The 19,822-nt window shown below is 66.7% G+C and carries 22 protein-coding genes; 8 read left to right on the top strand and 14 right to left on the bottom strand.

What is annotated here, in order from left to right; all coding sequences use genetic code 11:
• The first annotated feature begins 1 nt into the window (after nt 1).
• From mtgA to API01S_RS19100, 3 genes are all read left to right on the top strand, one after another.
• Nucleotides 2-727 (top strand): monofunctional biosynthetic peptidoglycan transglycosylase, encoded by a 726-nt coding sequence (gene mtgA / locus API01S_RS19110; RefSeq protein WP_006217259.1) that lies wholly within the window; start codon nt 2-4, stop codon nt 725-727.
• Nucleotides 728-827: 100 nt separating this feature from the next.
• The gene (lptG, locus tag API01S_RS19105; protein ID WP_050730933.1) at nt 828-2,006 is read left to right on the top strand and encodes an LPS export ABC transporter permease LptG; all 1,179 of its coding nucleotides are present in this window, start codon (nt 828-830) and stop codon (nt 2,004-2,006) included.
• The gene (locus API01S_RS19100) at nt 2,003-2,836 is read left to right on the top strand and encodes a symmetrical bis(5'-nucleosyl)-tetraphosphatase (RefSeq protein WP_006217257.1); all 834 of its coding nucleotides are present in this window, start codon (nt 2,003-2,005) and stop codon (nt 2,834-2,836) included. Before lptG ends, API01S_RS19100 begins: the two co-directional genes overlap by 4 nt.
• A 37-nt stretch (nt 2,837-2,873) precedes the next feature.
• Here the strand turns inward: API01S_RS19100 and API01S_RS19095 are convergent, their stop codons facing one another.
• Genes API01S_RS19095 through API01S_RS19070 form a run of 6 tightly spaced genes read right to left on the bottom strand, consistent with a single transcriptional unit; the run spans nt 2,874 to nt 7,811 of the window.
• A complete protein-coding gene (locus API01S_RS19095; RefSeq protein WP_050730932.1) occupies nt 2,874-3,599 on the bottom strand; it encodes an amino acid ABC transporter ATP-binding protein in 726 nt (241 codons plus the stop codon).
• Nucleotides 3,596-4,312 carry an amino acid ABC transporter permease gene (locus tag API01S_RS19090; protein WP_006217255.1) on the bottom strand — a complete coding sequence of 239 codons (717 nt, stop codon included), beginning with the start codon at nt 4,310-4,312 and terminating at the stop codon, nt 3,596-3,598. Before API01S_RS19090 ends, API01S_RS19095 begins: the two co-directional genes overlap by 4 nt.
• A 1-nt stretch (nt 4,313) precedes the next feature.
• Nucleotides 4,314-5,015: an amino acid ABC transporter permease gene (locus API01S_RS19085; protein WP_006217254.1), complete on the bottom strand. Its 702-nt coding sequence runs from the start codon at nt 5,013-5,015 to the stop codon at nt 4,314-4,316.
• A 28-nt stretch (nt 5,016-5,043) separates the two neighbouring features.
• On the bottom strand, nt 5,044-5,871 hold the full coding sequence (locus tag API01S_RS19080; protein WP_006217253.1) for an ABC transporter substrate-binding protein: 828 nt from the start codon (nt 5,869-5,871) through the stop codon (nt 5,044-5,046).
• A 51-nt stretch (nt 5,872-5,922) separates the two neighbouring features.
• The gene (locus tag API01S_RS19075) at nt 5,923-7,140 is read right to left on the bottom strand and encodes an aminotransferase class I/II-fold pyridoxal phosphate-dependent enzyme (RefSeq protein WP_050730931.1); all 1,218 of its coding nucleotides are present in this window, start codon (nt 7,138-7,140) and stop codon (nt 5,923-5,925) included.
• Nucleotides 7,137-7,811, bottom strand: a complete 675-nt coding sequence (locus tag API01S_RS19070; RefSeq protein WP_050731005.1) for an RraA family protein — start codon at nt 7,809-7,811, stop codon at nt 7,137-7,139. The genes API01S_RS19075 and API01S_RS19070 overlap by 4 nt, the downstream gene beginning before the upstream one ends.
• Nucleotides 7,812-8,023: 212 nt before the next feature.
• On the opposite strand from API01S_RS19070, the gene API01S_RS19065 reads away from it, so the two are divergent.
• Nucleotides 8,024-8,914 (top strand): LysR family transcriptional regulator, encoded by an 891-nt coding sequence (locus API01S_RS19065; protein ID WP_006217249.1) that lies wholly within the window; start codon nt 8,024-8,026, stop codon nt 8,912-8,914.
• A gap of 29 nt (nt 8,915-8,943) precedes the next feature.
• Here API01S_RS19065 and API01S_RS19060 read toward each other — a convergent pair whose 3' ends face one another.
• The 6 genes from API01S_RS19060 to API01S_RS19035 form a co-directional block, all read right to left on the bottom strand.
• The gene (locus tag API01S_RS19060) at nt 8,944-9,684 is read right to left on the bottom strand and encodes a lysophospholipid acyltransferase family protein (RefSeq protein ID WP_039882711.1); all 741 of its coding nucleotides are present in this window, start codon (nt 9,682-9,684) and stop codon (nt 8,944-8,946) included.
• The gene (locus API01S_RS19055) at nt 9,681-10,979 is read right to left on the bottom strand and encodes a dihydroorotase (RefSeq protein ID WP_050730930.1); all 1,299 of its coding nucleotides are present in this window, start codon (nt 10,977-10,979) and stop codon (nt 9,681-9,683) included. Before API01S_RS19055 ends, API01S_RS19060 begins: the two co-directional genes overlap by 4 nt.
• Nucleotides 10,976-11,932, bottom strand: coding sequence for an aspartate carbamoyltransferase (locus API01S_RS19050; RefSeq protein ID WP_050730929.1), 957 nt, complete (start codon nt 11,930-11,932; stop codon nt 10,976-10,978). The genes API01S_RS19055 and API01S_RS19050 overlap by 4 nt, the downstream gene beginning before the upstream one ends.
• 22 nt (nt 11,933-11,954) lie before the next feature.
• Nucleotides 11,955-12,356, bottom strand: a complete 402-nt coding sequence (gene ruvX / locus API01S_RS19045; protein ID WP_039883821.1) for a Holliday junction resolvase RuvX — start codon at nt 12,354-12,356, stop codon at nt 11,955-11,957.
• On the bottom strand, nt 12,349-12,936 hold the full coding sequence (locus API01S_RS19040) for a YqgE/AlgH family protein (protein ID WP_006217244.1): 588 nt from the start codon (nt 12,934-12,936) through the stop codon (nt 12,349-12,351). Before API01S_RS19040 ends, ruvX begins: the two co-directional genes overlap by 8 nt.
• Nucleotides 12,937-13,084: 148 nt before the next feature.
• A complete protein-coding gene (locus tag API01S_RS19035) occupies nt 13,085-13,249 on the bottom strand; it encodes a rubredoxin (RefSeq protein WP_003814980.1) in 165 nt (54 codons plus the stop codon).
• Between the two features lie 161 nt (nt 13,250-13,410).
• On the opposite strand from API01S_RS19035, the gene API01S_RS19030 reads away from it, so the two are divergent.
• From API01S_RS19030 to hemL, 3 genes are read left to right on the top strand one after another with little or no spacing between them, the layout of a single operon-like run.
• The gene (locus API01S_RS19030) at nt 13,411-14,220 is read left to right on the top strand and encodes a hydroxymethylpyrimidine/phosphomethylpyrimidine kinase (RefSeq protein ID WP_156329994.1); all 810 of its coding nucleotides are present in this window, start codon (nt 13,411-13,413) and stop codon (nt 14,218-14,220) included.
• Nucleotides 14,217-14,882, top strand: a complete 666-nt coding sequence (thiE, locus tag API01S_RS19025) for a thiamine phosphate synthase (protein WP_050730928.1) — start codon at nt 14,217-14,219, stop codon at nt 14,880-14,882. The genes API01S_RS19030 and thiE overlap by 4 nt, the downstream gene beginning before the upstream one ends.
• Nucleotides 14,883-14,887: 5 nt before the next feature.
• Complete coding sequence (gene hemL / locus API01S_RS19020) at nt 14,888-16,165, top strand: glutamate-1-semialdehyde 2,1-aminomutase (protein ID WP_061305806.1); 1,278 nt, start codon at nt 14,888-14,890, stop codon at nt 16,163-16,165.
• A 44-nt stretch (nt 16,166-16,209) separates the two neighbouring features.
• Here hemL and API01S_RS19015 read toward each other — a convergent pair whose 3' ends face one another.
• Entirely contained in the window at nt 16,210-16,962 is a 753-nt protein-coding gene (locus API01S_RS19015; RefSeq protein ID WP_050730926.1) for a lytic transglycosylase domain-containing protein, read from the bottom strand.
• A 235-nt stretch (nt 16,963-17,197) separates the two neighbouring features.
• Between API01S_RS19015 and API01S_RS19010 the strand changes: the two genes are divergently transcribed.
• Entirely contained in the window at nt 17,198-18,943 is a 1,746-nt protein-coding gene (locus API01S_RS19010) for a DUF342 domain-containing protein (RefSeq protein ID WP_084802460.1), read from the top strand.
• A 68-nt stretch (nt 18,944-19,011) separates the two neighbouring features.
• On the opposite strand, the gene API01S_RS19005 is transcribed toward API01S_RS19010, so the two are convergent.
• Entirely contained in the window at nt 19,012-19,821 is an 810-nt protein-coding gene (locus API01S_RS19005) for an SDR family oxidoreductase (protein ID WP_006217237.1), read from the bottom strand.
• Between the last annotated feature and the right edge of the window lies 1 nt (nt 19,822).

Here is a 19,822-nt window from a genome sequence, read left to right as displayed (position 1 = left end):
CATGGCGACGCGCAAGCAGGGCCGATCCTGGTTCCGGATCACGACCGGCGTGGTGATGGCGCTGGTGTGCGCCGTGCTGCTGTACCAGTTCTGGCTGTTCTCGCAGGTGGTCTGGTACAACTACCGCGACCCCGGCAGCAGCGCCATCATGCGCGAAGAACGCTCGCGCCTGCGCGAAGGCAACCCCGACTTTCAGCTGAAATACGAGTGGGCGCCCTACGACAAGATCAGCCGCAACCTCAAGCGCGCCGTCGTGGCCTCCGAAGATTCCAAGTTCACCGAACACGACGGCGTCGAATGGGACGCCATCCGCAAGGCGTGGGAATACAACCAGCGCCAGGAAGAGGCCGGCCGCAGCAAGATGCGCGGCGGCTCCACCATTACGCAGCAACTGGCCAAGAACCTGTTCCTGTCCAGCTCACGCAGTTACATCCGCAAGGGCCAGGAGCTTGTGCTTGCCTACATGATCGAACACGTCATGAGCAAGGAACGGATTCTTGAGCTGTATCTGAACGTGGCGGAATGGGGGGTCGGCGTGTTCGGCGCGCAAGCGGCCGCCCAGCACTATTTCAATACCTCGGCCGCCAACCTGAGCGCCAGCCAGTCCGCCCGGCTGGCCGCCATGCTGCCCAACCCGCGCTTCTATGACACCCGGCGCAATTCGAATTACCTGAACTCCCGCGTCGGCGTGCTGACTCGCCGGATGCAGATGGTTGACATCCCCTGACACCGTCTGACACCCCGAACCGGCCGCCCCGCTCCCGCAGATTTCACCCTCACCGGTGGGATTTGTTAAGCTTTCACGTTTAGCGCTTCCCCTCATTTTCATGCGTACCGCCCGTCGCTACCTGGCCCGCGAAATCTATCGCTCTTGTGCAGTGGTCCTTATGGCCCTGCTCGGCCTTTTCACATTCTTCGCACTGGTAGACGACCTGGACAACGTGGGCGACAAGTTCTCCATGATGGCCCTGCTCTACATGCAGGCGCTGGCCATCCCCACCCGCTTGTACGACCTGCTGCCCATCGGCCTGCTGATCGGCGCGATCCTGGCGCTGGCCGGGTTGGCGCAGCGCAACGAGCTGGTCATCCTGCGCGTCTCGGGCGTCAGCGGCATGCGGCTGTTGCGCATGCTGTGGGTCGTCACCATCCCGCTGATGATCGGCGCGGCGCTGCTGTCCGAATACGTCACGCCCTGGGCCGAGATCAAAAGCGGCGAAGCCAACCTGATGTTTCGCGGCAAGGCCGGCGGGGATCGCCTGAAAAGCGGTTACTGGTTCAAGGAACCCACCGCCAACGGCGGCATGCGCATCATCAACATCGCTGAACTCAAGGGCGACGGCCAGGTGGCCGGCATCACGCTGTACGAATTCAAGAAAGACCAGACGCTGACCGTGCTGTCCACTGCCCCCACCGGCCTGTTTTCGCACGGCGACCTGGTGCTCAAGGACGTGTCCGAAACGCGCCTGGACAACGACGCGGCCGACGCGCTGGCCAACGCGCGCCAGCCCAAGAACCCGCCCGCCTCCGTCGTGAAGGTGCCCGAGCGCACTGTCGACACGACACTCAGCGCCGAACGCCTGCTGGCCCGGGTGCTGACGCCCGAACGCATGTCCATCGTCACCCTGCTGGACTACGTGGAATATCTGCGCGACAACCAGCTGCAATACGGTCGACAGGTGGTGGCGCTGTGGCGCAAACTGGCGTATCCCTTCACGCTGCTGGTGATGATCACCATCGCCGCGCCCATCGGCCTGATGCAGACGCGCCGTGGCGGCGTGGGCGCCAAGGTGTTCATCGGCATCCTGCTTGGCGTGGGTTTCTTCATGCTCAACCAGCTGGCGCTTAACGTCGGCATGCTGGGCAAATGGCCGTCGTGGCTGACGGCGCTGGGCCCGAACATCGGGGCCATGGCGCTGGCGCTGGGCGCGATGAGCTACATGGAATACCGCCACACCATCACGCGCGTGGTCCAACAACGCTGGCCCTGGAGCAAGAGTCCCGCATGAACGGCAGTATCTGGATGATCGGCGACGTGCAGGGATGCTGCTCGCCGCTGGATCGCTTGCTGGCCCATCCCGACCTGGTCGGAGATCCCCGCACGCGCTTCTGGTTCGCGGGCGACCTGGTCAACCGTGGTCCGCAATCTCTGGAAACCCTGCGTCGCATCATCGACCTGGGCGACCGCGCGACCTCGGTGCTGGGCAACCATGACCTGCACCTGCTGGCCGCCGCCGCTGGCGTGCGCAAGCCGTCCAAGTCGGACACGCTGGACGAAATCCTGCGCGCCCCCGACGCCGCCGACCTCATCAACTGGCTGCGCTTTCGGCCGCTGGCGCATTTCGAACAGGGCCACCTGCTGGTGCACGCCGGCACGCTGGCCAAATGGGACGTCGCCAAGACGCTCTCGCTGGCAGGCGAAGTCCAGGACGCCCTGCGCGGCCCGAACTGGCAGAAGGCGCTGCAAAAGATGTACGGCAACGAACCGGCCACGTGGAAGGAAGACCACAAGGGCGGCAAACGGATGCGGGTCATCATCAATGCGCTGACGCGCATCCGTCTGTGCACGCCGAACGGCCACATGGAATTTGCCACCAAGGTCGCCCCCGGCGCCTGGCCTCCCGGCCTGGTGCCCTGGTTCGACGTGCCCAACCGCGCCACGCGCAACATCACCACGGTGTTCGGCCACTGGTCCACGCTGGGCCTGTTGCAGCGCCCCGACGTGATCTGCCTGGACACGGGCTGCGTCTGGGGCGGCGCGCTGACCGCATTGCGCCTGCAAGATCGCAAGCTGGTGCAGGTCAAGTGCTCGCAGTTCCAGAACCCGCTGTCGGAATAAAGCGCGCGCGGGTCCTTCCTGCAATACCGCCCGCCGCTCAGTGGCGGATTTCAGCCAGGAATTTCTGCGCTCGCGCCGTCGCCGGCCGGCTGAAAAACGCGTCCGGCGTGCCGGTTTCCACGATGCGGCCCGCATCCATGAACCACACGCGATCCGCCACTTCCCGCGCAAACCCCATTTCGTGCGTGACGCACACCATCGTCATCCCGTCCTTGGCCAGCCCCTTCATGACGGCAAGCACCTCGCCCACCATCTCGGGGTCGAGCGCGCTGGTCGGCTCATCGAACAGCATCACGGGCGGATTCATCGCCAACGCGCGCGCAATCGCCACGCGTTGCTGCTGACCGCCCGACAGCTGCGCCGGATAGGCGTCGGCCTTGTGCGCCAGCCCCACGCGTTCAAGCAGTTGCTGCGCGCGTTCGAGCGCTTCGGGGCGGCGCGCCCGCTTCAGTTGCAGCGGCGCCAGCATCAGGTTTTCCAGCACCGACAAGTGCGGGAACAGGTTGAACTGCTGGAACACAAAACCGATGTGGCTGCGCAGCTGATCCAGGTGCACCTTCGGGCCGTAGATGTCCTGGCCGTTCACCTCGATCAGCCCCTTCTGTATGGGTTCCAGCCGGTTGATCGTGCGGATCAGGGTGGACTTTCCCGACCCCGACGGCCCGCACACCACGACCACCTCGCCCTGCCGCACCTCTTCGGTCACGTCGGCCAGCGCCTGGTAGTCGCCATACCACTTCTGCACTTGTGAAAATCGGATCATGTCGGCACCACTTTAGGAGCGGCCGCGAGCCCGGCGCGCCGTCTGCCGATACGTCGCTCGGTCAGATGCACCAATGAACTCAGGCCAAAATTCAGGATGAAATAGGTCAAAGCCAGCAAGCCGAACACCTGGAACGGCTTGGTCAGCAGCACGCTGTTGATCTGGTTGGCGGCGTAAGTCAGTTCCTGCACGCTGATGACGTAGGCAAGGGACGTTTCCTTCACCGTCGACACGAACTGGCTCAACATGCTGGGCAGCATGTTGTAGAGCGCCTGCGGCAGGATCACGCGCCGCATCGTCTGCATGTATGACAGGCCCAACGCGCGGCTGGCCTCTTGCTGGCCCGGCGGCAGCGCCTGGATGCCCGCGCGGATGATCTCGGCCAGGTAGGCGCTTTCGTAGCAGACCAGCGCCACCACCATCGTGGTCGTGCCCGCCACGGGCCGGCCGATGATGAGCGGCACGAAAAAGTACGCCCAGAAAATGAACATCAGCAGCGGCAGCCCGCGCACCAGATAGACCACCGCCGAAGACGGCCAATAGAAGATCCGGTAGGGGCTGATCCGCCCCAGCGCCAGCAGCACGCCGCAGGGCAGCGCCAAGGCCAGGCTGATCGCCGCGAGACCCAGCGTGGCGACCAGGCCGCCCACCGGGCCGTGCGGATACTGCCCGATCAACAGCAGCAGCCAGTTGTCTTTCAGAATGTCCCACATGTCAGCGCGCCCCCAGCGGACGATAACGTCGTTGCAAGATCGCGCCGCCACCCATGATGAGGAACGACAGCACGAGATAGATCACCGTCACCACCGCATAGGCTTCGAACGTGCGGAACGTGTAGTTCTCGATCTCGCGCCCGGCTGCGGTGAGTTCGGTCACGCCGATCGCCATCGCCAGGCTCGTGTTCTTCAACAGCAGCAGCGTCTGGTTCAGCAGCGGCGGGATGGCGATGCGGAACGCCTGCGGCAGCACCACGCAGCGCATGGTCCGCAAAAAACCCAGGCCCAGCGCTCGCGCGGCCTCGACCTGCCCCGGCGGGATGCCGCGCACGGCGCTGCGCAGGTCTTCGCAGATGTACGCCGACATCACCAGCGAGATGGCGATGCACGACATGATGAATTCGCTGCCATGGCTGTTGAGCCAATCGCTTGCCGCCTGCGGCAGCAGCGCCGGCACGCCGAAGTACCAGAAAAGAATGTGCACCAGCATGGGTACGTTGCGGTGAAACGCCACGTAGGTGGCGATCACCGCGTTGGCCACGGGCGAGCCCGTCAGGCGGATGACCGCCAGCAGGCTGCCCACGCAGAACGCCAGCACCCAGGCCAGCCCGGCCAGCGCCAGGGTGGTGACGAACCCCCTGAACAGCCAGCTCGGATACTCGCCCTGGAAGATGGCGTTGAAGTCGAAGACGTAATGCATCGAGACAGGCTCCAGCGCGTGGCGCGCGTCAACCCTTGATGGCTTCGATGCGGAAGTCGCGCTTCATGTTGAACTGCGTGCCCGTGCCGAACCACTTGTCGAACACCTTGGTGGCCTGGCCGGACGCTTCCATGCCGTCCAGCACCTTGTTCACCTGGTTCAGCATCGCGGTATCGCCCTTGCGCACGCCCATGCCCCACGGTTCCACGAACAGCGCGGGTTGCAGGATCTTGACGGGCACCGCGCTGCTGGCGGCCTGATGCTGAAGCTTGACCAGCATCAGCTCCGAGCCGACAAAGCCGCTGACCTTGCCTTGCTGCAAAGCCAGGAACGCGCCGCTGGGATCCTTGAACGTCACCGGTTCCACGTTCGGAATATTCTTGCGCGCGCCCTGCTCGGACGAGGATCCGCGCACGGCGCTGATGCGCTTGCCGGCCAGATCAGCGGGCGCCTTGAGGTCTTTCTCGGATTCGCGCGCCAGGATTTTTTGCAGGCTGACGAAGTGTTGATGCGAGTAATCGATCTGCTGCGCGCGTTCCGGGCTCCAGCCCAGGTTGGCGGCCACGACGTCGACGCGGCCGGCGATCAGCTCGGGAATGCGCGCCTCGACGGCGATCAGCTTCAGCTCCAGCGGCACGCCCAGGCTGTCGGCCACGGCCTGGCACATGTCGACTTCATAGCCCACGATGGCGCGGGTCTTGGGGTCCTGGAAGCTGAAGGGCTCGGCGGTGCCCATCGTGCCGCAGATGAATTTGCCGCGCGCCTTGATGTCCTGCACGGTATCCGCATGCGCGGCGGGCGCGAGCGTGGCGGCGACGCCGACGGCGGCGATGAAGCTGGCGATGGTGGTCTTCATGGAAATTCCCCTTGAATATAGGTATGGGTACAGCAGCACAAAAAGCGGTGGTCAGCGCAAGGCGGCGCAGGCCTGGGCAATGCGGCGGCATCCTTCTTCGATGTTCTCCATCGACGTGGCGAAGCTCAGTCGCAAATAGGGCGACAGGCCATAGGCCGCGCCGTCCAGCACCGCAACGCCGGCGTCGTCCAACAGGTACATCACGACATCCAGGTCGCTGTCCAACACACGGCCGGCCGGCGTGCGCTTGCCCAACAGGCCTTCGACCGACGGGTACACATAGAACGCGCCCTGCGGCTGCGGGCAGCGGATGCCCGGCACGTCGTTCAGCAAGGTGACGATACGGTCGCGGCGCGCATGGAAGATGGCGGCGGCATCGCTGACGCAGCGCTGGTCGGCGGACAAGGCCACGCAAGCGGCGGCCTGGCTGATGGCGCTGACGCAGCTGGTGCTTTGCGAGATCAGCGTGGCCATGGCGCGGATGAGCGGCTTGGGACCGCCCGCGTAGCCCAGGCGCCAGCCGGTCATGGCATAGGCCTTGGACACGCCGTTGATAGTCAGCGTGCGGCCCGCCAGCGCCGGCGCCACGGCGGCGGGCGATGCGTGGCGCGCGTCGCCGTAGGCAAGATGTTCGTAGATTTCATCGGTCATCAGCCACACGTGCGGATGACGCGCCAGGACCTCGGCCAGCGCTTGCAGCTCGGCGGCGCTGTACATCGCGCCCGTGGGATTGCTGGGTGTGTTCAGCAGCAGCCACTTGGTGCGCGGCGTGATGGCGTCTTCCAGCACCTTGGCGGTGAGCTTGAAGCCGTCGGCCTCCGGGCACGCAAGCACCACGGGCGTGCCATCGTTGACCAGCACCATGTCCGGGTACGACACCCAGTACGGCGCGGGAATGATGACTTCGTCGCCGGCCTGCACGGTGGCGGCCAGCGCGGTGAAGATCAGCTGCTTGGCGCCCACGCCCACGATGAGCTCGTCCAGCGCGTAGTCCAGACCGTTCTCGCGTTGGAACTTGGCGCGCACGGCTTGCAGCAGCGGCTTGGCGCCCACCGAGGCCGTGTAGCGGATGTCGCCGCTGTTGAGCGCGTCGATGCCGGCCTGCACGATGTGCGCGGGCGTGGGCAGGTCGGGTTCGCCGACGGTGAAGTCGACGATGTCGCGGCCTTGCGCGCGCAGCTGGTCCACGCGCGTCTTGGCGGCCATGCTGGGCGAGGGCTTGATGGCCCGTGCGCGATCGGCCAGGAAGGCGGTGTCGGCGGCGTTCATGCCAGCCCCTTGGCGGCAAACGCGGCCTGCATCCAGCTTTGCGTCTTATCGCCGTTGGCGATCTCGGCCATGATGCGTTCTTCCTTGGCGGCGTGGGCGTGAGCGGCTTCGATCAGCATTTGCGCGTCGGACGCCGGGAAGCTGACAAGACCATCTTCGTCGCCCACCAGAATGTCGCCGGGTTGAATGACCTGCCCGCCGATCGAGACGGGCACGTTGACTTCGCCCGGGCCATCTTTGTAGGGGCCGCGATGGATGTGGCCGCGTGCATAGCAGGGAAAGCTGTCGGCCTCGAAGGCGGCCACGTCGCGGATCGCGCCATCGACCACCACGCCGGCGCAGCCATGCACCTGCAAATAGCGCTTCATGATTTCGCCGAGCACGGCGTTGGACAGGTCGCCGCCCGCATCCACCACCAGCACATGGCCGGGCTGGATCTGCATCATGGCCTTGTAGATCATCAAGTTGTCGCCGGGGCGCGTCTTGACGGTCAGCGCGGTGCCGACCAGCTTGCCGCTGCCGTTGTAGCGGCGCAGGCCCGAGATGCCTTCGAGGCGCGCGAGGTTGTCGCTCAGGTGCGGCGTGACGATGCCGGCCAGGGCTTGAAGGATGGCGGCGGGAGCAACGGGGGAAGCCGGCAATTGGCGTGCGCCGGTAAGAATTTGGGCCATGACGATCTGCAACGTCCTCTATCGGAAGCCGCCAGCGCGTCTGGATTCATCAAGCCGCTGGTCGGTCTGGGGTGGAATCAGATGGCATGTTGCGAGCTTTTCGTTTGCAGAAAAAGGGATTAAATTTCCACGAGCTTGATCTCTTTTTGGAATATAAGGGTTAGCCCTAGGGGAAATTTAGGAATGGACATCCACACGCGCGGACGCTTGGCATGCTGACGTTCAAGCAGATCGAAGCGCTGTACTGGACCGTGCGGCTGGGCACGTTTTCCGCGTCGGCGCAGAAGCTGCACACCACGCAATCCGCCATCACCAAGCGCATCCAGGAACTGGAGGCGGACTTCGATGTGGCCCTGTTCGACCGCTCGGGCCATCGGGCCGAACTGACCGCGCGCGGGCATGAAGTCTATGCGCTGGCCGAAGAGATGCTGGGCCATCGCGACCGCCTGCTGGTGCGGCTCAAGGGCCAGCACACGCTGACCGGCACGTTCCGCTTCGGCATTACCGAGATCACGGCGATGACCTGGCTGCCCGCGCTGATACGCCTGCTGCGCGCGCACTATCCCCGCATCACGCTGGAGCCGCACATCGACCTGGGCGCGGACCTGCTCAAGCGCTTGCAGGCGGGGCAACTGGACATGGCGTTCCTGCATGGCGAATTCGCGGAACCCAACTTGCAGGTCGTAGCCTTGCAGCGATTGGAGTTTGCGTGGATGGGCAGCCCCGACATGATCGACGCCAGCCGCGTCTACACGCCCGCCGACATCGCGCGCCTGCCGCTGCTGCGGCAAAGCCGCGAGTCGGGACTGAACATGATCTATGACGGCTGGCTGCGCCCGCACACGCCGGACAGCAATATCTTCACGATCAACAGCTTGATTGCGATGGCGGGGCTGACGGCAGCGGGGTTTGGCGTGAGTTGCCTGCCCCGCGATTACTTCGCGGACATGGTCAGCAAGAAGCAGCTGGTGATCGCCCGCACCAGCACCGCGCCGCCGCAATCGGTCTATAGCGCGATGTTCCGGCGCGATGCGGACGTGGCGTTTTGCGAAAGCGTGGCGGAACTGGCGGAGAGCTGCTGCGAGTTTTCCGGCGGGTTTTGAACGCCGGCAAGCGCGTCTGACAACGCGCCTTACAGCACGCTCAGGATCTCGTTGCGGGCTTGATGCGACAGCTCAAGCCGCGTCGGCAGGCTGCCATCCGGATGCCGGGCCGGCAGCACCGGCAGGAACACGACTTCCACCGACAGCCCCGTCGCGCCCAGCACGCGCCAAAGATTGGCCACCAGGCTTTCGTCGCCGACGAAGGCGGCAAATCCATCGCGCTTGCCGTGCCGCAGGAAGCGCAGCGCGACTGGCTGGATTTCGACGGCGGCCGAACGCGCGGGTTCGAACAGGCTGGCGTGAAAGGGCAGCAGCTCAAAGCCTTCGGTCGTGGTGCCCTCGGGGAACAGGCCCACCGCATCGCCCAGCTTGAAGCGGGCTTGCATGGCTTCGCCCATCGCGTGCACCGCGTGCCGTTGGCCACGTTCGATGAACAGCGTGCCCGCGCCCGCCACCAGCCAGCCGATCACCGGCCATTTGCGGATTTCGCTCTTGGCGACGAACGAGGTGGGACGCGCGGAATTCAGGACGAAGATATCGATCCAGGACACATGGTTGGCCACCAGCAGCACCGGCCCTGTCATGCGCGGATCGCCCTTGAAGACGACCTTCAGGCCACAGGCCGCCATCAGCGCCCGCGACCATGTCCGATTCAGCCAGGCCCGCGCGGCGGGGCGGATGAAGGGATAGACGACGCCTACGCAAAACAGGCCAAAGACGATCAAGGGCAGCACCAGGGCCAGCCTTAGGACAAAGCGCAGCAGCTTCAAACTGAAGTCTCCCAGGCCAGTTCGCCACCGACCACGGTGGCGCGTACCCGACCGGGCAGCATCATACCTGCGAACGGGGTGTGAGGGCTGCGGCTTTGCAGCGCCGTGGGCGCGACCAGCCATTCGGCGTCCAGATCTACCAGGCAGGCATCGGCGGGCGCGCCCACGCCCAGCTGGCCGGCCTGCGCCGCGTTGCCGGACAGGCTGCTCAACAAGGCGCCGGGGCCGGACGTGACGCGCGCCAGCGCATCGGCCAGCGGCACGCGCTGGTCCCGCGCCCATTTCAAGCTCAGCGACAGCAGCAGTTCCAGCGCGGTCGCACCGGGGGTAGATGCCGGAAATGGCGCGGCCTTGCCCAGGTCATCGACCGGCGTATGGTCCGAGCACAGCGCCTGGATCAGCCCGTCCGCCAGCGCCGCCTGGATGGCGTCGCGGTCGCGCTGGCCGCGCAGCGGCGGTTGCAGGTGGTAGTGGGTGTCGAAGAAACCGATATCTACATCGGTCAGGTGCAGATGGTGAACCGACACGTCCGCCGTGACCGCCAGGCCCTCGCGCCTGGCTGCGCGCAACAGCGCCAGCCCCGCCGCCGTGGACAACCGCGTCAGGTGCACGCGCGCGCCGGTGGCGCGTTGCAGTTCGAAAATCGTATTCAGCGCCACCGTTTCGGCTTGCGGCGGCAGCCCTTCCAGCCCGAGCCGTTCGGCATACGCGCCGCTGGCGGCGACCGCGCGCGGTGCGAGCCAGGGGTCGTGCGGGCGCAACCAGAGCGTGTGGCCCAGGCCGCTGGCGTAGCGCATGGCGCCCCACAGCACGCGCGTGTCCGCGATGCCGTGTTCGCCTTGGGCAAACGCCAGGCAACCCGCCTGCGCGAGCAGGCCCATTTCGGTCAGCGTCTGGCCCGCCAGTCCCACCGTCATCGCGCCCAGCGGATGGATGCGGGGCTGGCCGGCTTCGCGCTGGCGCATCAGCGTATCGACCTTGCCCGGTTCGTCAGGCACGGCCTCGGCATCGGGCGGCAGCACCAGCCGCGTCACGCCGCCAGCCAAGGCCGCGCGCAATTCGGCGGGCGCGAACGCCAGACCGGTGGCGTGGCCGGGCTGCGCAACGCGGGCCGACAAGTCGACCAGGCCGGGCAGCACCGCCAGGCCTCGCGCATCCAGCACGCGGTCGGCGTGAAAGCCGTCGGGCGCTACGCCCGTCGCCACGACTTGGCCATCGGCAAGGTAAAGATCATGCAGGCCGTCCACCGCATTCGCGGGGTCGATCAAACGGCCGTTGGCGATATGCAGCCTCATGGCGCGGCTCCCGCCAGCACGCGTAGCGCGGCCAGGCGCAGGTGTTGTTCAAGATCGGCCAGTTGCGCCTGTATGGGCGGCAGGCTGGCGGCCAGATCGGCGTCGACTTCCACGCCCGGCGTCAATGCGCCGGCGGGCAGCAGCAACGCGTCCGGTTTGGCGGCGGCGAGGGTCGCGGCCGACAGCCCATGGGCGTGCGCATATTCACGCGCGGAGGGCAGCAGCGCGCCGCTGATCTGCTCGACCCGCAGGGGCAGGACGATGATGACATCGGCGTCTTGCAGGCCTGCGCCAAGGCTTTCGCATTCGCGCACGCCCAGCTGCGGCAGGCCCTCGGGCAGCAAGGTGCGCGGGGCGACCACGCGCACTTCGGGCACGCCCAGCGTGGTCATGGCGTGGATGACCGAGCGCGCCACGCGGGAATGGCGGACGTCGCCCACCAGCGTCACGGCCAGGTTGGTCAGGTCCTGCCTGGCGTTCAGCATTGCCAGCACCAGCGCCAGCGCGGGTAACGGGTCGGCATGCCAACCATCGCCCGCGTTGATGACGCGCAATCCCGGCGCGGCATGCGCGGCCGCGCAATGCGCCGCGCCGCTGGCCGCGTGCCGCAGCACCAGTACGCCGGGTTGAAGGGCGGCCACGGTCTGGGCCAGGGGATCGCCGGCCAGCGGATCGACGGCTTGCGCGTCCAGCACCACCGGCAGCAGCGACAGGCGCGTGGCGCAGGCCGCGTAGGCGTCGCGGTCGGCAAGGTCATCGCCCAGCGCCAGAAAGACGGGGCAGGGATCGGCAGGAGGAAGCGGATCGGACAGGGCCGACGTGTCCGCCAGCGTATCGGCGGTGGCGCAGGCGCGGGCCGCATCGAGCAGGCGCTCGACGTGGCGCTTGGGCAGCCCTTCCGTGGTCAGCAGATGAATCAGTTCGCCACGGCGATCAAGTTGCGGATTGAGCATGGAATCAGCCCGCCCGCGCGCATTACGGCGCCGGCAAGGTATCGAGATATCGTTGCAGGATGACCGCCGCGGCCATGGCGTCGTCGGCCGCGTGCGTGCCCAGCAGGCGCTGCGCTTCCATACTGGAACCGCGCTCGTCGACGAGTTCGACGGCGATGCCGAAACGGCCGTGCAGCTGGTTGGCGAAGCGCCGGCAGCGCGCCGTGGCGGCTTGTTCGCCACCGTCGGCATCCAGCGCCAGGCCCACCACCACGCGGTGCGGTTGCCATTCCTGCAACAGCGCCGCGATGCGGCCGAAGCGCGCGTCGCGGATTTCACTGAAGATGATTTCCAGCGGGCGCGCCTGACGCGTCAGGGTGTTGCCGATGGCGATGCCGATCTTTTTTTCGCCGAAGTCGAACCCTAGCAGTGTTTCTTCAGGCATGGCCCGCATCGCCCGCCAGCATGACCGGATCGATGCCCAGCAGCTTGAGCGCCGCGGGGTAGCGATCTTCGGCGGGTACGTCGAAGATGATGTGGTCGTCGGCGCCGACGTTGAGCCACGCGTTCTGGCCCATTTCGCTTTCCAGCTGTCCGGCGCCCCAGCCGGCGTAACCCAGCGTGACCAGCATGCGCGCCGGGCCGTTGCCATCGGCCACGGCTTGCAGCACATCGCGCGAAGTGGTCAGCGCCATTGCGCCCATCTTGATGCTGGAACTGTAGTCGCCCGCAGGCGCGTGCAGCACGAAACCCCGGTCGGTCTGGACGGGGCCGCCAAAGTAGACCAGCGTGTCTTTGACGGGGCCGATCTCAAGCGTCAATTCGATGCGTTCGAACAAGGTGCCCAGCGTCAGGTCGGTGGGCCGGTTGATGACCAGGCCCAGCGCGCCGCGCTCGGTGTGTTCGCACACGTAGATAACCGAGCCCGCCAGGCTGCCCTCGACCATGCCGGGCATGGCGATCAGGAACTGGTTGGCAAAGTTGGCCGCCTGCGACGCGGCGGATTCGTGATGTTTTTCCGTCATGGCAACCCCTTTGGGTAGTCTGAAAGAACCGATGACGTGGCGCACGCCAGCGTGGCCATCTTGCCTGTCGGCAAACCGTCTTCGGTTGCGTGGGATGGGGCGATGCCCCATCTTACGAGCCCTGGCGGAATGGGTCAGCGGGTAGGCTTCAGATTTCCATCAATTCGAAGTCCTCTTTGCGGGCGCCGCATTCGGGACAGACCCAGTTCGGCGGCACGTCTTCCCAGCGGGTGCCGGGCGCGATACCTTCGTCGGGCAGGCCGGCCTCTTCGTCATAGACCCAGCCGCAAATCAGACACATCCAAGTACGCATAGTTCTCTCTTACATCAAATCCCGACCCGGTTCCCCGCGTCGGGGCAAAGGTGGGGGGCTTCCATTAGAATGGGGACAATCTTACCGAAACCCAATAGGGGTTCCCCTGATTCACCTCAAAATGAGTCCGGGTACTCCGCTAAAGCTCAAGCGCTGTCCACGTGGCCCCCGTTACCCCCCCTCTCGTTTTGGTCTTCGGCCCGTTCGATCCCTCGGGATCCGACGGCCTGCCCGCAGACTCCGTCACCTGCGCCCGCCTGGGCTGTCATGGCCTCGCGGCCGTGACCGCACTGACCGTGCAGGACACTGCCGGCATCGAAGAAATCCATCCCGTTTCGCCCGACCTGCTGGACGACCAGGCACGCTGCCTGCTGGAAGATATGTCCGTGCAGGCGATCAAGGTGGGCGGACTATACACCGCCGAAACTGCCAGCGTGGCCGCGCAGGTGGCCGCTGATTACAGCCAGGTGCCGCTGGTGCTGCATCTGGGCCAGCGCGCTCCGTTGCCGGCCGACGCCGCCGACGAAGACGAAGCCGACGACCTGCTGGCCGCCACCCTGGAACTGGTGCTGCCGCAGACCAATCTGCTGGTCATCGAGCACCTGCGGCTGGCGCAGTGGCACGCCGACGGCGACATCGATATCGGGGACGCACCTTCGCCCATGCACGCCCTGGTGGCGGCCGGCGCCCAGTGGGTGCTGGTGTTGGGCAGCCCGCAGCGCCCCGGCCACTTCGCCAACGTGCTGCTGGGCCCCAGCGGCCAGACGCACACCTGGCCATGGCAGGCCCCGCCCGACCGCAACGGCGATGCCGGCGGCCTGGCCGCTACGGCCATCACCGCCATGCTGGCGCGCGGACTGGAAATGCCCGAAGCGGTGCGCGAGGGCCTGGCCCACGCCGACGCCTCGGTCGCCGCCAGCTTCCTGCCCGGCATGGGCCGGCGCATTCCCAATCGGATCCAACCGCAATGAAACCGCTGCGCTTTCCTTCCGGCCTGTATGGTGTCACCCCCGAATGGGACGACACCGACCGCCTGCTGCAAGCCGTGCGCAAGGCTGCCGAAGGCGGCATGCGTTCGCTGCAACTGCGGCGCAAGAATGTGCCCGACGCCGTGCGCGCCGAACAGGCGCGCGCGCTGGCGCCGCTGTGCCGCGAGCTGGGCGTGGTGTTCCTCATCAATGACGACTGGCGCCTGGCGCTGGACGTCGGCGCAGACGGCGCACACGTCGGCCGCGACGACGAAAGCCTGGCGCGCATCCGCGCCGAAGCCGGCCCGGACCTGATCCTGGGCGGCTCCAGCTACGACGACCTCAACCGGGCGCGTGAACTGCTGGACGCCGGCGCGGACTACATCGCCTTCGGCGCCATGTACGCGTCCACCGTCAAGCCCGACACCGTGCGCGCGCCGCTGTCCGTGCTGACCGAGGCCCGCCGTCTGGTCGATGAGCGCGACGCGCCCCGGCCCGCCGTCGTCGCCATCGGCGGCATCACGCCCGACAACGCGCCGCTGGTCGCCCAGGCCGGCGCCGACGCCATCGCCGTCATCACCGCGCTTTTCGAAGCGCCCAGCATCCGCGCGGCCGCTGCCGCCTGCTCGGCGCCCTATTCCGTCAACCCTTTACGCAAGCCCTGACCGCCATGTCCCGTAACGAACAGCTTTTCGACCGCGCCTGCCGCAGCATCCCCGGCGGCGTCAATTCGCCCGTGCGCGCTTTCCGCTCCGTGGGCGGCACGCCGCGATTCATCAAGCGCGCGCAAGGCCCTTACGTATGGGACGCGGACGACAAGCAGTACATCGATTACGTGGGCTCGTGGGGCCCCGCCATCCTGGGCCATTCGCATCCCGAAGTCGTGCGCGCGGTGCAGGATGCCGCCGTCAACGGCCTGTCGTTCGGCGCGCCCACCGAAGCTGAAATCGAATTGGCCGAAGTGCTGATTTCGCGCCTGCCCTCGCTGGAACAGGTGCGCCTGGTCAGCTCCGGCACCGAAGCCACCATGACCGCGATCCGGCTGGCGCGCGGCGCAACCGGCCGCGCCAAGATCGTGAAGTTCGAAGGCTGCTATCACGGCCACTCGGACAGCCTGCTGGTCAAGGCCGGGTCCGGCCTGCTGACCTTCGGCAACCCCAGCTCGGCCGGCGTGCCGCCCGAATTCGTCTCGCACACGCTGACCCTGGAATACAACAACCTGGATGCCGTGCGCGAAGCCTTCGCCCAGCATGGTGCCGACATCGCCTGCATCATCGTGGAGCCGGTCGCCGGCAACATGAACCTGATCAAGCCCGCGCCGGGCTTTCTCGAAGGGCTGCGCGAGGTCTGCACCCAGCACGGCGCGCTGCTGATTTTCGACGAAGTGATGACGGGGTTCCGCGTGGGCCCGCAAGGCGTGCAAGGTCTGACTGGCGTGAAGCCGGACATCACCACGCTGGCCAAGGTGATCGGCGGCGGCATGCCGGTGGGCGCTTTCGGCGGCAGCGCCGAAGTGATGAAACACATCGCCCCGCTGGGCAGCGTCTATCAGGCCGGCACGCTGTCGGGCAACCCGGTGGCCGTGGCTGCCGGCCTGGCCACGCTGCGCCTGATCGCCGCGCCCGGCTTCTACGAAAAACTGTCGGCCCAGACCGCCAAGCTGGCCGAAGGCCTGCAAGCGCGCGCCCGCGCCGCCGGCCTGCCGTTTTCGGCGGACTCGGTGGGTGGCATGTTCGGCATCTACTTCAGCGACACGGTGCCCACGTCGTTCGCCGAAGTCTCCAAATGCGACACGGCTGCGTTCAACCGATTCTTCCATGCCATGCTGGACCACGGCGTGCACTTCGCGCCGTCGGCCTTCGAAGCCGGCTTCGTGTCCGCCACGCACGACGACGCGGTCATCCAGTCCACGCTGGATATCGCCGAAAAAGTCTTCGCCTCTCTCTGAAGATGAGCCAGGGCGCCGGGCCGCAAGCCGGGCGCCTGTCTTGCTCAGGGCGTCTTGTAGTGTTCGTACAGGGCGGTCACGTCCCTGACATACGCCTGCGTTTCGGCATACGGCGGCACGGCATCGTATTTGCGCACCGCCCCTTCGCCTGCGTTGTACGCGGCCAGCGCCAGATCCAGGCGGCCAGGATATTGGTCGATCAGCCGGCGCAGGTGGCGCGAGCCTGCCTGCACATTCGTGGCCGGGTCGACCAGCGCGCGTTCGATATCGTCCACCGCCAGCACAGCCGCTGCCGTCGACGGCATCAGCTGCATCAGACCCAGCGCGCCCTTGGGCGAACGCGCGTCGCTGCGAAACCCGGATTCGATAGCGATGACCGCCGTGAGCAATGCCCGATCCACGCCGGAATCCTTGGCGGCGCGTTCGATCAGGCCATCGTGCGCGGTGGGCGTCTTGGCCTCGCCCCAGCGCAGCGCGCGCGAGGTCGGACCCAGCGCCGCCAGCCGCGCGCCGTCGCCTGCCTGCGGCGCGCATTCCAGACAGACCTTGAGGCCATTGCCGCGCCACGCCGCGCGGGTCTGCGCCCGCTTGTAATGCTTGGCGTAGCCGGTAGGCACCTTCATCGCGCGCCACACGCCGTAGGGGTCTTTGTAGCGGTAGATCTCGGCGGCCTGCGCGGGTCGCGCGGGCGCCAGCGCCAGAGCGCCCAACGCCAGGGCCATCAGCACCGCCATGCCACCGGCGCGCGCCACAAAGGCGTTGAAGGCCAGCGGGATGGTTCGGTGTCGAGGGTCCATGGTTGGGGCTCCGGCGGCGTCCGCAGACGCGTTGGCGAGCCCCTATGCTGCGGCGGTCGCTCCGGTTTGTCGCTAGGCCCTACGTCCTAGTCCTGCGACCCCGCGACCGCGCTCTGGGAACCTGGGGGACATACCTAGGGCATACGGCGGACGCGCAGGCTAATATGTCGTAATATTTCGATTATTTTCCAAATGAATGAACCTGGCCGCACGTGCCGGGCATGGAGAGGCAAAGATGGACGCAGAAAACACGCTCCAGCTGGTGCTGGAGACCAGCACCAACGTCCTGACGGCTATTTACACGCCTCCCCCACGCCCCGACCCTTCTCCTAGTGACCACGCCCCGCCGGCCGCCGGCGACGGCGAAGCCAATGGCGAGGACGCGCAACAAGCCGACGCCGACCTGGCCGTCGAAGCCGATCCTGCCCCCACGATCAATACGAACCTGCCCAGCTGGGAATCGCTGACCGCCGCTGCCGTCGCCCAGGGCTGGAGCGCCGAGGCGCTGGACAACCACGCCGTGCTGGCCTTCATCGACCGCTGCCGCACCGCAGCCGAACCGGTTCATTTTCCCGTGGGCATGGTGGTGGACGGCGCGTTCGAGCTGGAACTGGACCCCACCCGCATGACGGCGCTGCTGACGCTGCACCCGCCCAAAGGCGGCCAACCGGTCACGCTGGACATGCTGCGCCAGGCGGTAGTCGACCGCGGCATCGTGCACGGCGTGCTGGACCAGGCGCTGGTGGAGGCCGTGGAAAAAGGCGCGAGCAACACCGTATTGATCGCGCAAGGCACGCCGCCCACGCGCGGCACCCCCACCCGCTTCGAAAGCCTGCTGGACCGTCTGAAGCCGCGCGCGCAGGAAATCGATGAGCTGGCGCAGGTGGACTACCGCGATCTGGGCAGCCTGCTGCTGGTGTCGCCCGGTACGCCGCTGATGCGCCGCATCCCGCCGCTGCCCGGCGTGGACGGCATCAACGTGCTGGGCGAGCCGGTGCTGCCCGAAGAATTGCCCGACACGCCGTTCTCCAAAGAACTCTCCGGCGTCGCCGTCGATCCTGAAGACCCCTTGCTGCTGCGCGCCACCATCGCCGGCACGCCCACGCTGATCAGCCACGGCGTGCAGGTGAACCCGATGGTCGAGGTGGACGCCGTCGACCTGTCCACCGGCAACATCACGTTCGAAGGCTCGCTACAGGTGCGCGGCGACATCGCCGCCACGATGGAAGTGCGCGTCACCGGTGACGTCGTCGTCAATGGCACCATCGAAGCCGCCCTGGTCGAGGCCGGCGGCAGCGTCACGGTCAAGGGCGGCATCATCGGCATGGCGGAAGCCTTGCAGGACCCCACCGCCACCGCCCGCACCGCTCACATCGTCTGTGGCGGCATCCTGCGCGCGAAGTTCATCGAAAACGCCATCATCAGCGCCGGCAAAGACGTCGAGGTCGAGCGCGAGATCCGCCAGAGCAGCATCGCAGCAGGCGGCAGCGTTCAGGTGGGTCCGCCCAACACGCAGCAAAGCGCAATCACTGGCGGCCAGATCCGCGCGCTGAACGCCGTGCGCGCCGGCACGATCGGATCGCCCTCCGGCATGCCCACGCTGGTCCAGGCCGGTCTGGATCCGCACGCCGACATCAAGCGCTCGGCCCTGACCCGCAAGCGCCTGAAGATGAACGAGGAAAAGGCCAAGCTTGAGCAGTTGCTGATGTTCCTGCAGGCCAATCCGCAACGCGCGCCGGGCGACGTGGTGGACCGGGCCCGCAACACGCACGTCAAACTCAGCGGCGACCTGCTGGAGCTGGATCAGGAAGAAGCGCAGCTGGTGCGCGACCTGCAACCGCTGCACACCGCCACCGTCGTAGCCACGCGCCGCTTTTGCAGCGGCGCGAAGATTCAGCTGGGCAACAAGGTGCAGGAATTTTTGGAAGACCAGATCGGCGGCAAGGCCGGTTTGGAAGAAGGCGAGATCGTCATCCGCTGACAGCAATACCGCCGCGTCGTTGCCATACTGATGGCCGACGCGGCTTTTTTACGCCACCGCCACGCCCATCAAGACGGCCCCAGCTCCTTGAACCACACGCGCGGCGAGATGCCACGGTCAGGGCCCAGGATGGAAAAGCCGCCATCGACCGGCAGGTCCACGCCCGTCATCCACGACGCCGCGTCCGAACAGGCAAAGCACACGGCGGCGGCGATCTCCTCGCCCGACCCCACCCGGCCCAACGGATGAAAGTGGGCCCCCACGGCGTCCGCCGCCTGGCGCGATCCGCCCGATAGCTGCTCGACGGACGGCGACCACGTCCAGGCCGGCGACACCGCCAGCACCCGCACGCCGGCCGGCGCCAGCTCTACCGCGAAGTTCTTGGTGATCTGCAACATCGCTGCCTTGGACGCCGGATACAGCGCGCGCCCGGCCGCGCCGAACTTGCCGCCCGTGCTGCCCATGTTCACCACCACGCCCCCGCGCGGCAGATGCGGCGCGGCCAACTGCGTGAAGATGGCGGCGGACACCAGGTTCGTGTCCAGCGTGGCGTGCCATTCCTCGCGCGATGACGCCAGGCCACGGTCGGCGTACTGGCAGGCGTTGTTCACCAGGATATCCAGGCGGCCAAAGCGCGCCAGCGTGGCGTCGATGCAGCGTTGGATGTGCGCGTCGTTGCCGATATCGGTTTCGCAATAGAGCGAGCGTCCGTCCAGTTCTTGCTCCAGCGCCAGGCCGGCCTGCGCGTTGCGACCCACCAGCACCACGTTGGCGCCTGCCGCCGCCAGCCCGCGCGCGATATCCGCGCCCAGTCCCTGCGTGCTGCCGGTGATGATGGCGGTCTTGCCGGCCAAGCCGGGGAAGCCTGAAAAATCCATG

The organism is Achromobacter piechaudii NBRC 102461 (assembly GCF_001571245.1).
In the GTDB taxonomy this organism is placed as follows: Bacteria; Pseudomonadota; Gammaproteobacteria; order Burkholderiales; family Burkholderiaceae_B; genus Achromobacter; species Achromobacter piechaudii.
This window is presented reverse-complemented; position numbering and strand designations above follow the sequence as displayed.

Bases quoted from the DNA above. Each gene is read 5' to 3' on its own strand.
- API01S_RS19075 (WP_050730931.1), bottom strand. From the start codon at position 7,140: ATGAACGCCGCCGACACCGCCTTCCTGGCCGATCGCGCACGGGCCATC.
- API01S_RS19095 (WP_050730932.1), bottom strand. From the start codon at position 3,599: ATGATCCGATTTTCACAAGTGCAGAAGTGGTATGGCGACTACCAGGCG.
- mtgA (WP_006217259.1), top strand. From the start codon at position 2: ATGGCGACGCGCAAGCAGGGCCGATCCTGGTTCCGGATCACGACCGGC.
- API01S_RS19010 (WP_084802460.1), top strand. From the start codon at position 17,198: ATGGACGCAGAAAACACGCTCCAGCTGGTGCTGGAGACCAGCACCAAC.
- API01S_RS19070 (WP_050731005.1), bottom strand. From the start codon at position 7,811: ATGGCCCAAATTCTTACCGGCGCACGCCAATTGCCGGCTTCCCCCGTT.
- hemL (WP_061305806.1), top strand. From the start codon at position 14,888: ATGTCCCGTAACGAACAGCTTTTCGACCGCGCCTGCCGCAGCATCCCC.
- API01S_RS19040 (WP_006217244.1), bottom strand. From the start codon at position 12,936: ATGACGGAAAAACATCACGAATCCGCCGCGTCGCAGGCGGCCAACTTT.
- API01S_RS19090 (WP_006217255.1), bottom strand. From the start codon at position 4,312: ATGTGGGACATTCTGAAAGACAACTGGCTGCTGCTGTTGATCGGGCAG.
- API01S_RS19065 (WP_006217249.1), top strand. From the start codon at position 8,024: ATGCTGACGTTCAAGCAGATCGAAGCGCTGTACTGGACCGTGCGGCTG.
- lptG (WP_050730933.1), top strand. From the start codon at position 828: ATGCGTACCGCCCGTCGCTACCTGGCCCGCGAAATCTATCGCTCTTGT.
- API01S_RS19035 (WP_003814980.1), bottom strand. From the start codon at position 13,249: ATGCGTACTTGGATGTGTCTGATTTGCGGCTGGGTCTATGACGAAGAG.
- API01S_RS19015 (WP_050730926.1), bottom strand. From the start codon at position 16,962: ATGGACCCTCGACACCGAACCATCCCGCTGGCCTTCAACGCCTTTGTG.
- ruvX (WP_039883821.1), bottom strand. From the start codon at position 12,356: ATGCCTGAAGAAACACTGCTAGGGTTCGACTTCGGCGAAAAAAAGATC.
- API01S_RS19055 (WP_050730930.1), bottom strand. From the start codon at position 10,979: ATGAGGCTGCATATCGCCAACGGCCGTTTGATCGACCCCGCGAATGCG.
- API01S_RS19005 (WP_006217237.1), bottom strand. From the start codon at position 19,821: ATGGATTTTTCAGGCTTCCCCGGCTTGGCCGGCAAGACCGCCATCATC.
- API01S_RS19050 (WP_050730929.1), bottom strand. From the start codon at position 11,932: ATGCTCAATCCGCAACTTGATCGCCGTGGCGAACTGATTCATCTGCTG.
- API01S_RS19080 (WP_006217253.1), bottom strand. From the start codon at position 5,871: ATGAAGACCACCATCGCCAGCTTCATCGCCGCCGTCGGCGTCGCCGCC.
- API01S_RS19100 (WP_006217257.1), top strand. From the start codon at position 2,003: ATGAACGGCAGTATCTGGATGATCGGCGACGTGCAGGGATGCTGCTCG.
- API01S_RS19085 (WP_006217254.1), bottom strand. From the start codon at position 5,015: ATGCATTACGTCTTCGACTTCAACGCCATCTTCCAGGGCGAGTATCCG.
- thiE (WP_050730928.1), top strand. From the start codon at position 14,217: ATGAAACCGCTGCGCTTTCCTTCCGGCCTGTATGGTGTCACCCCCGAA.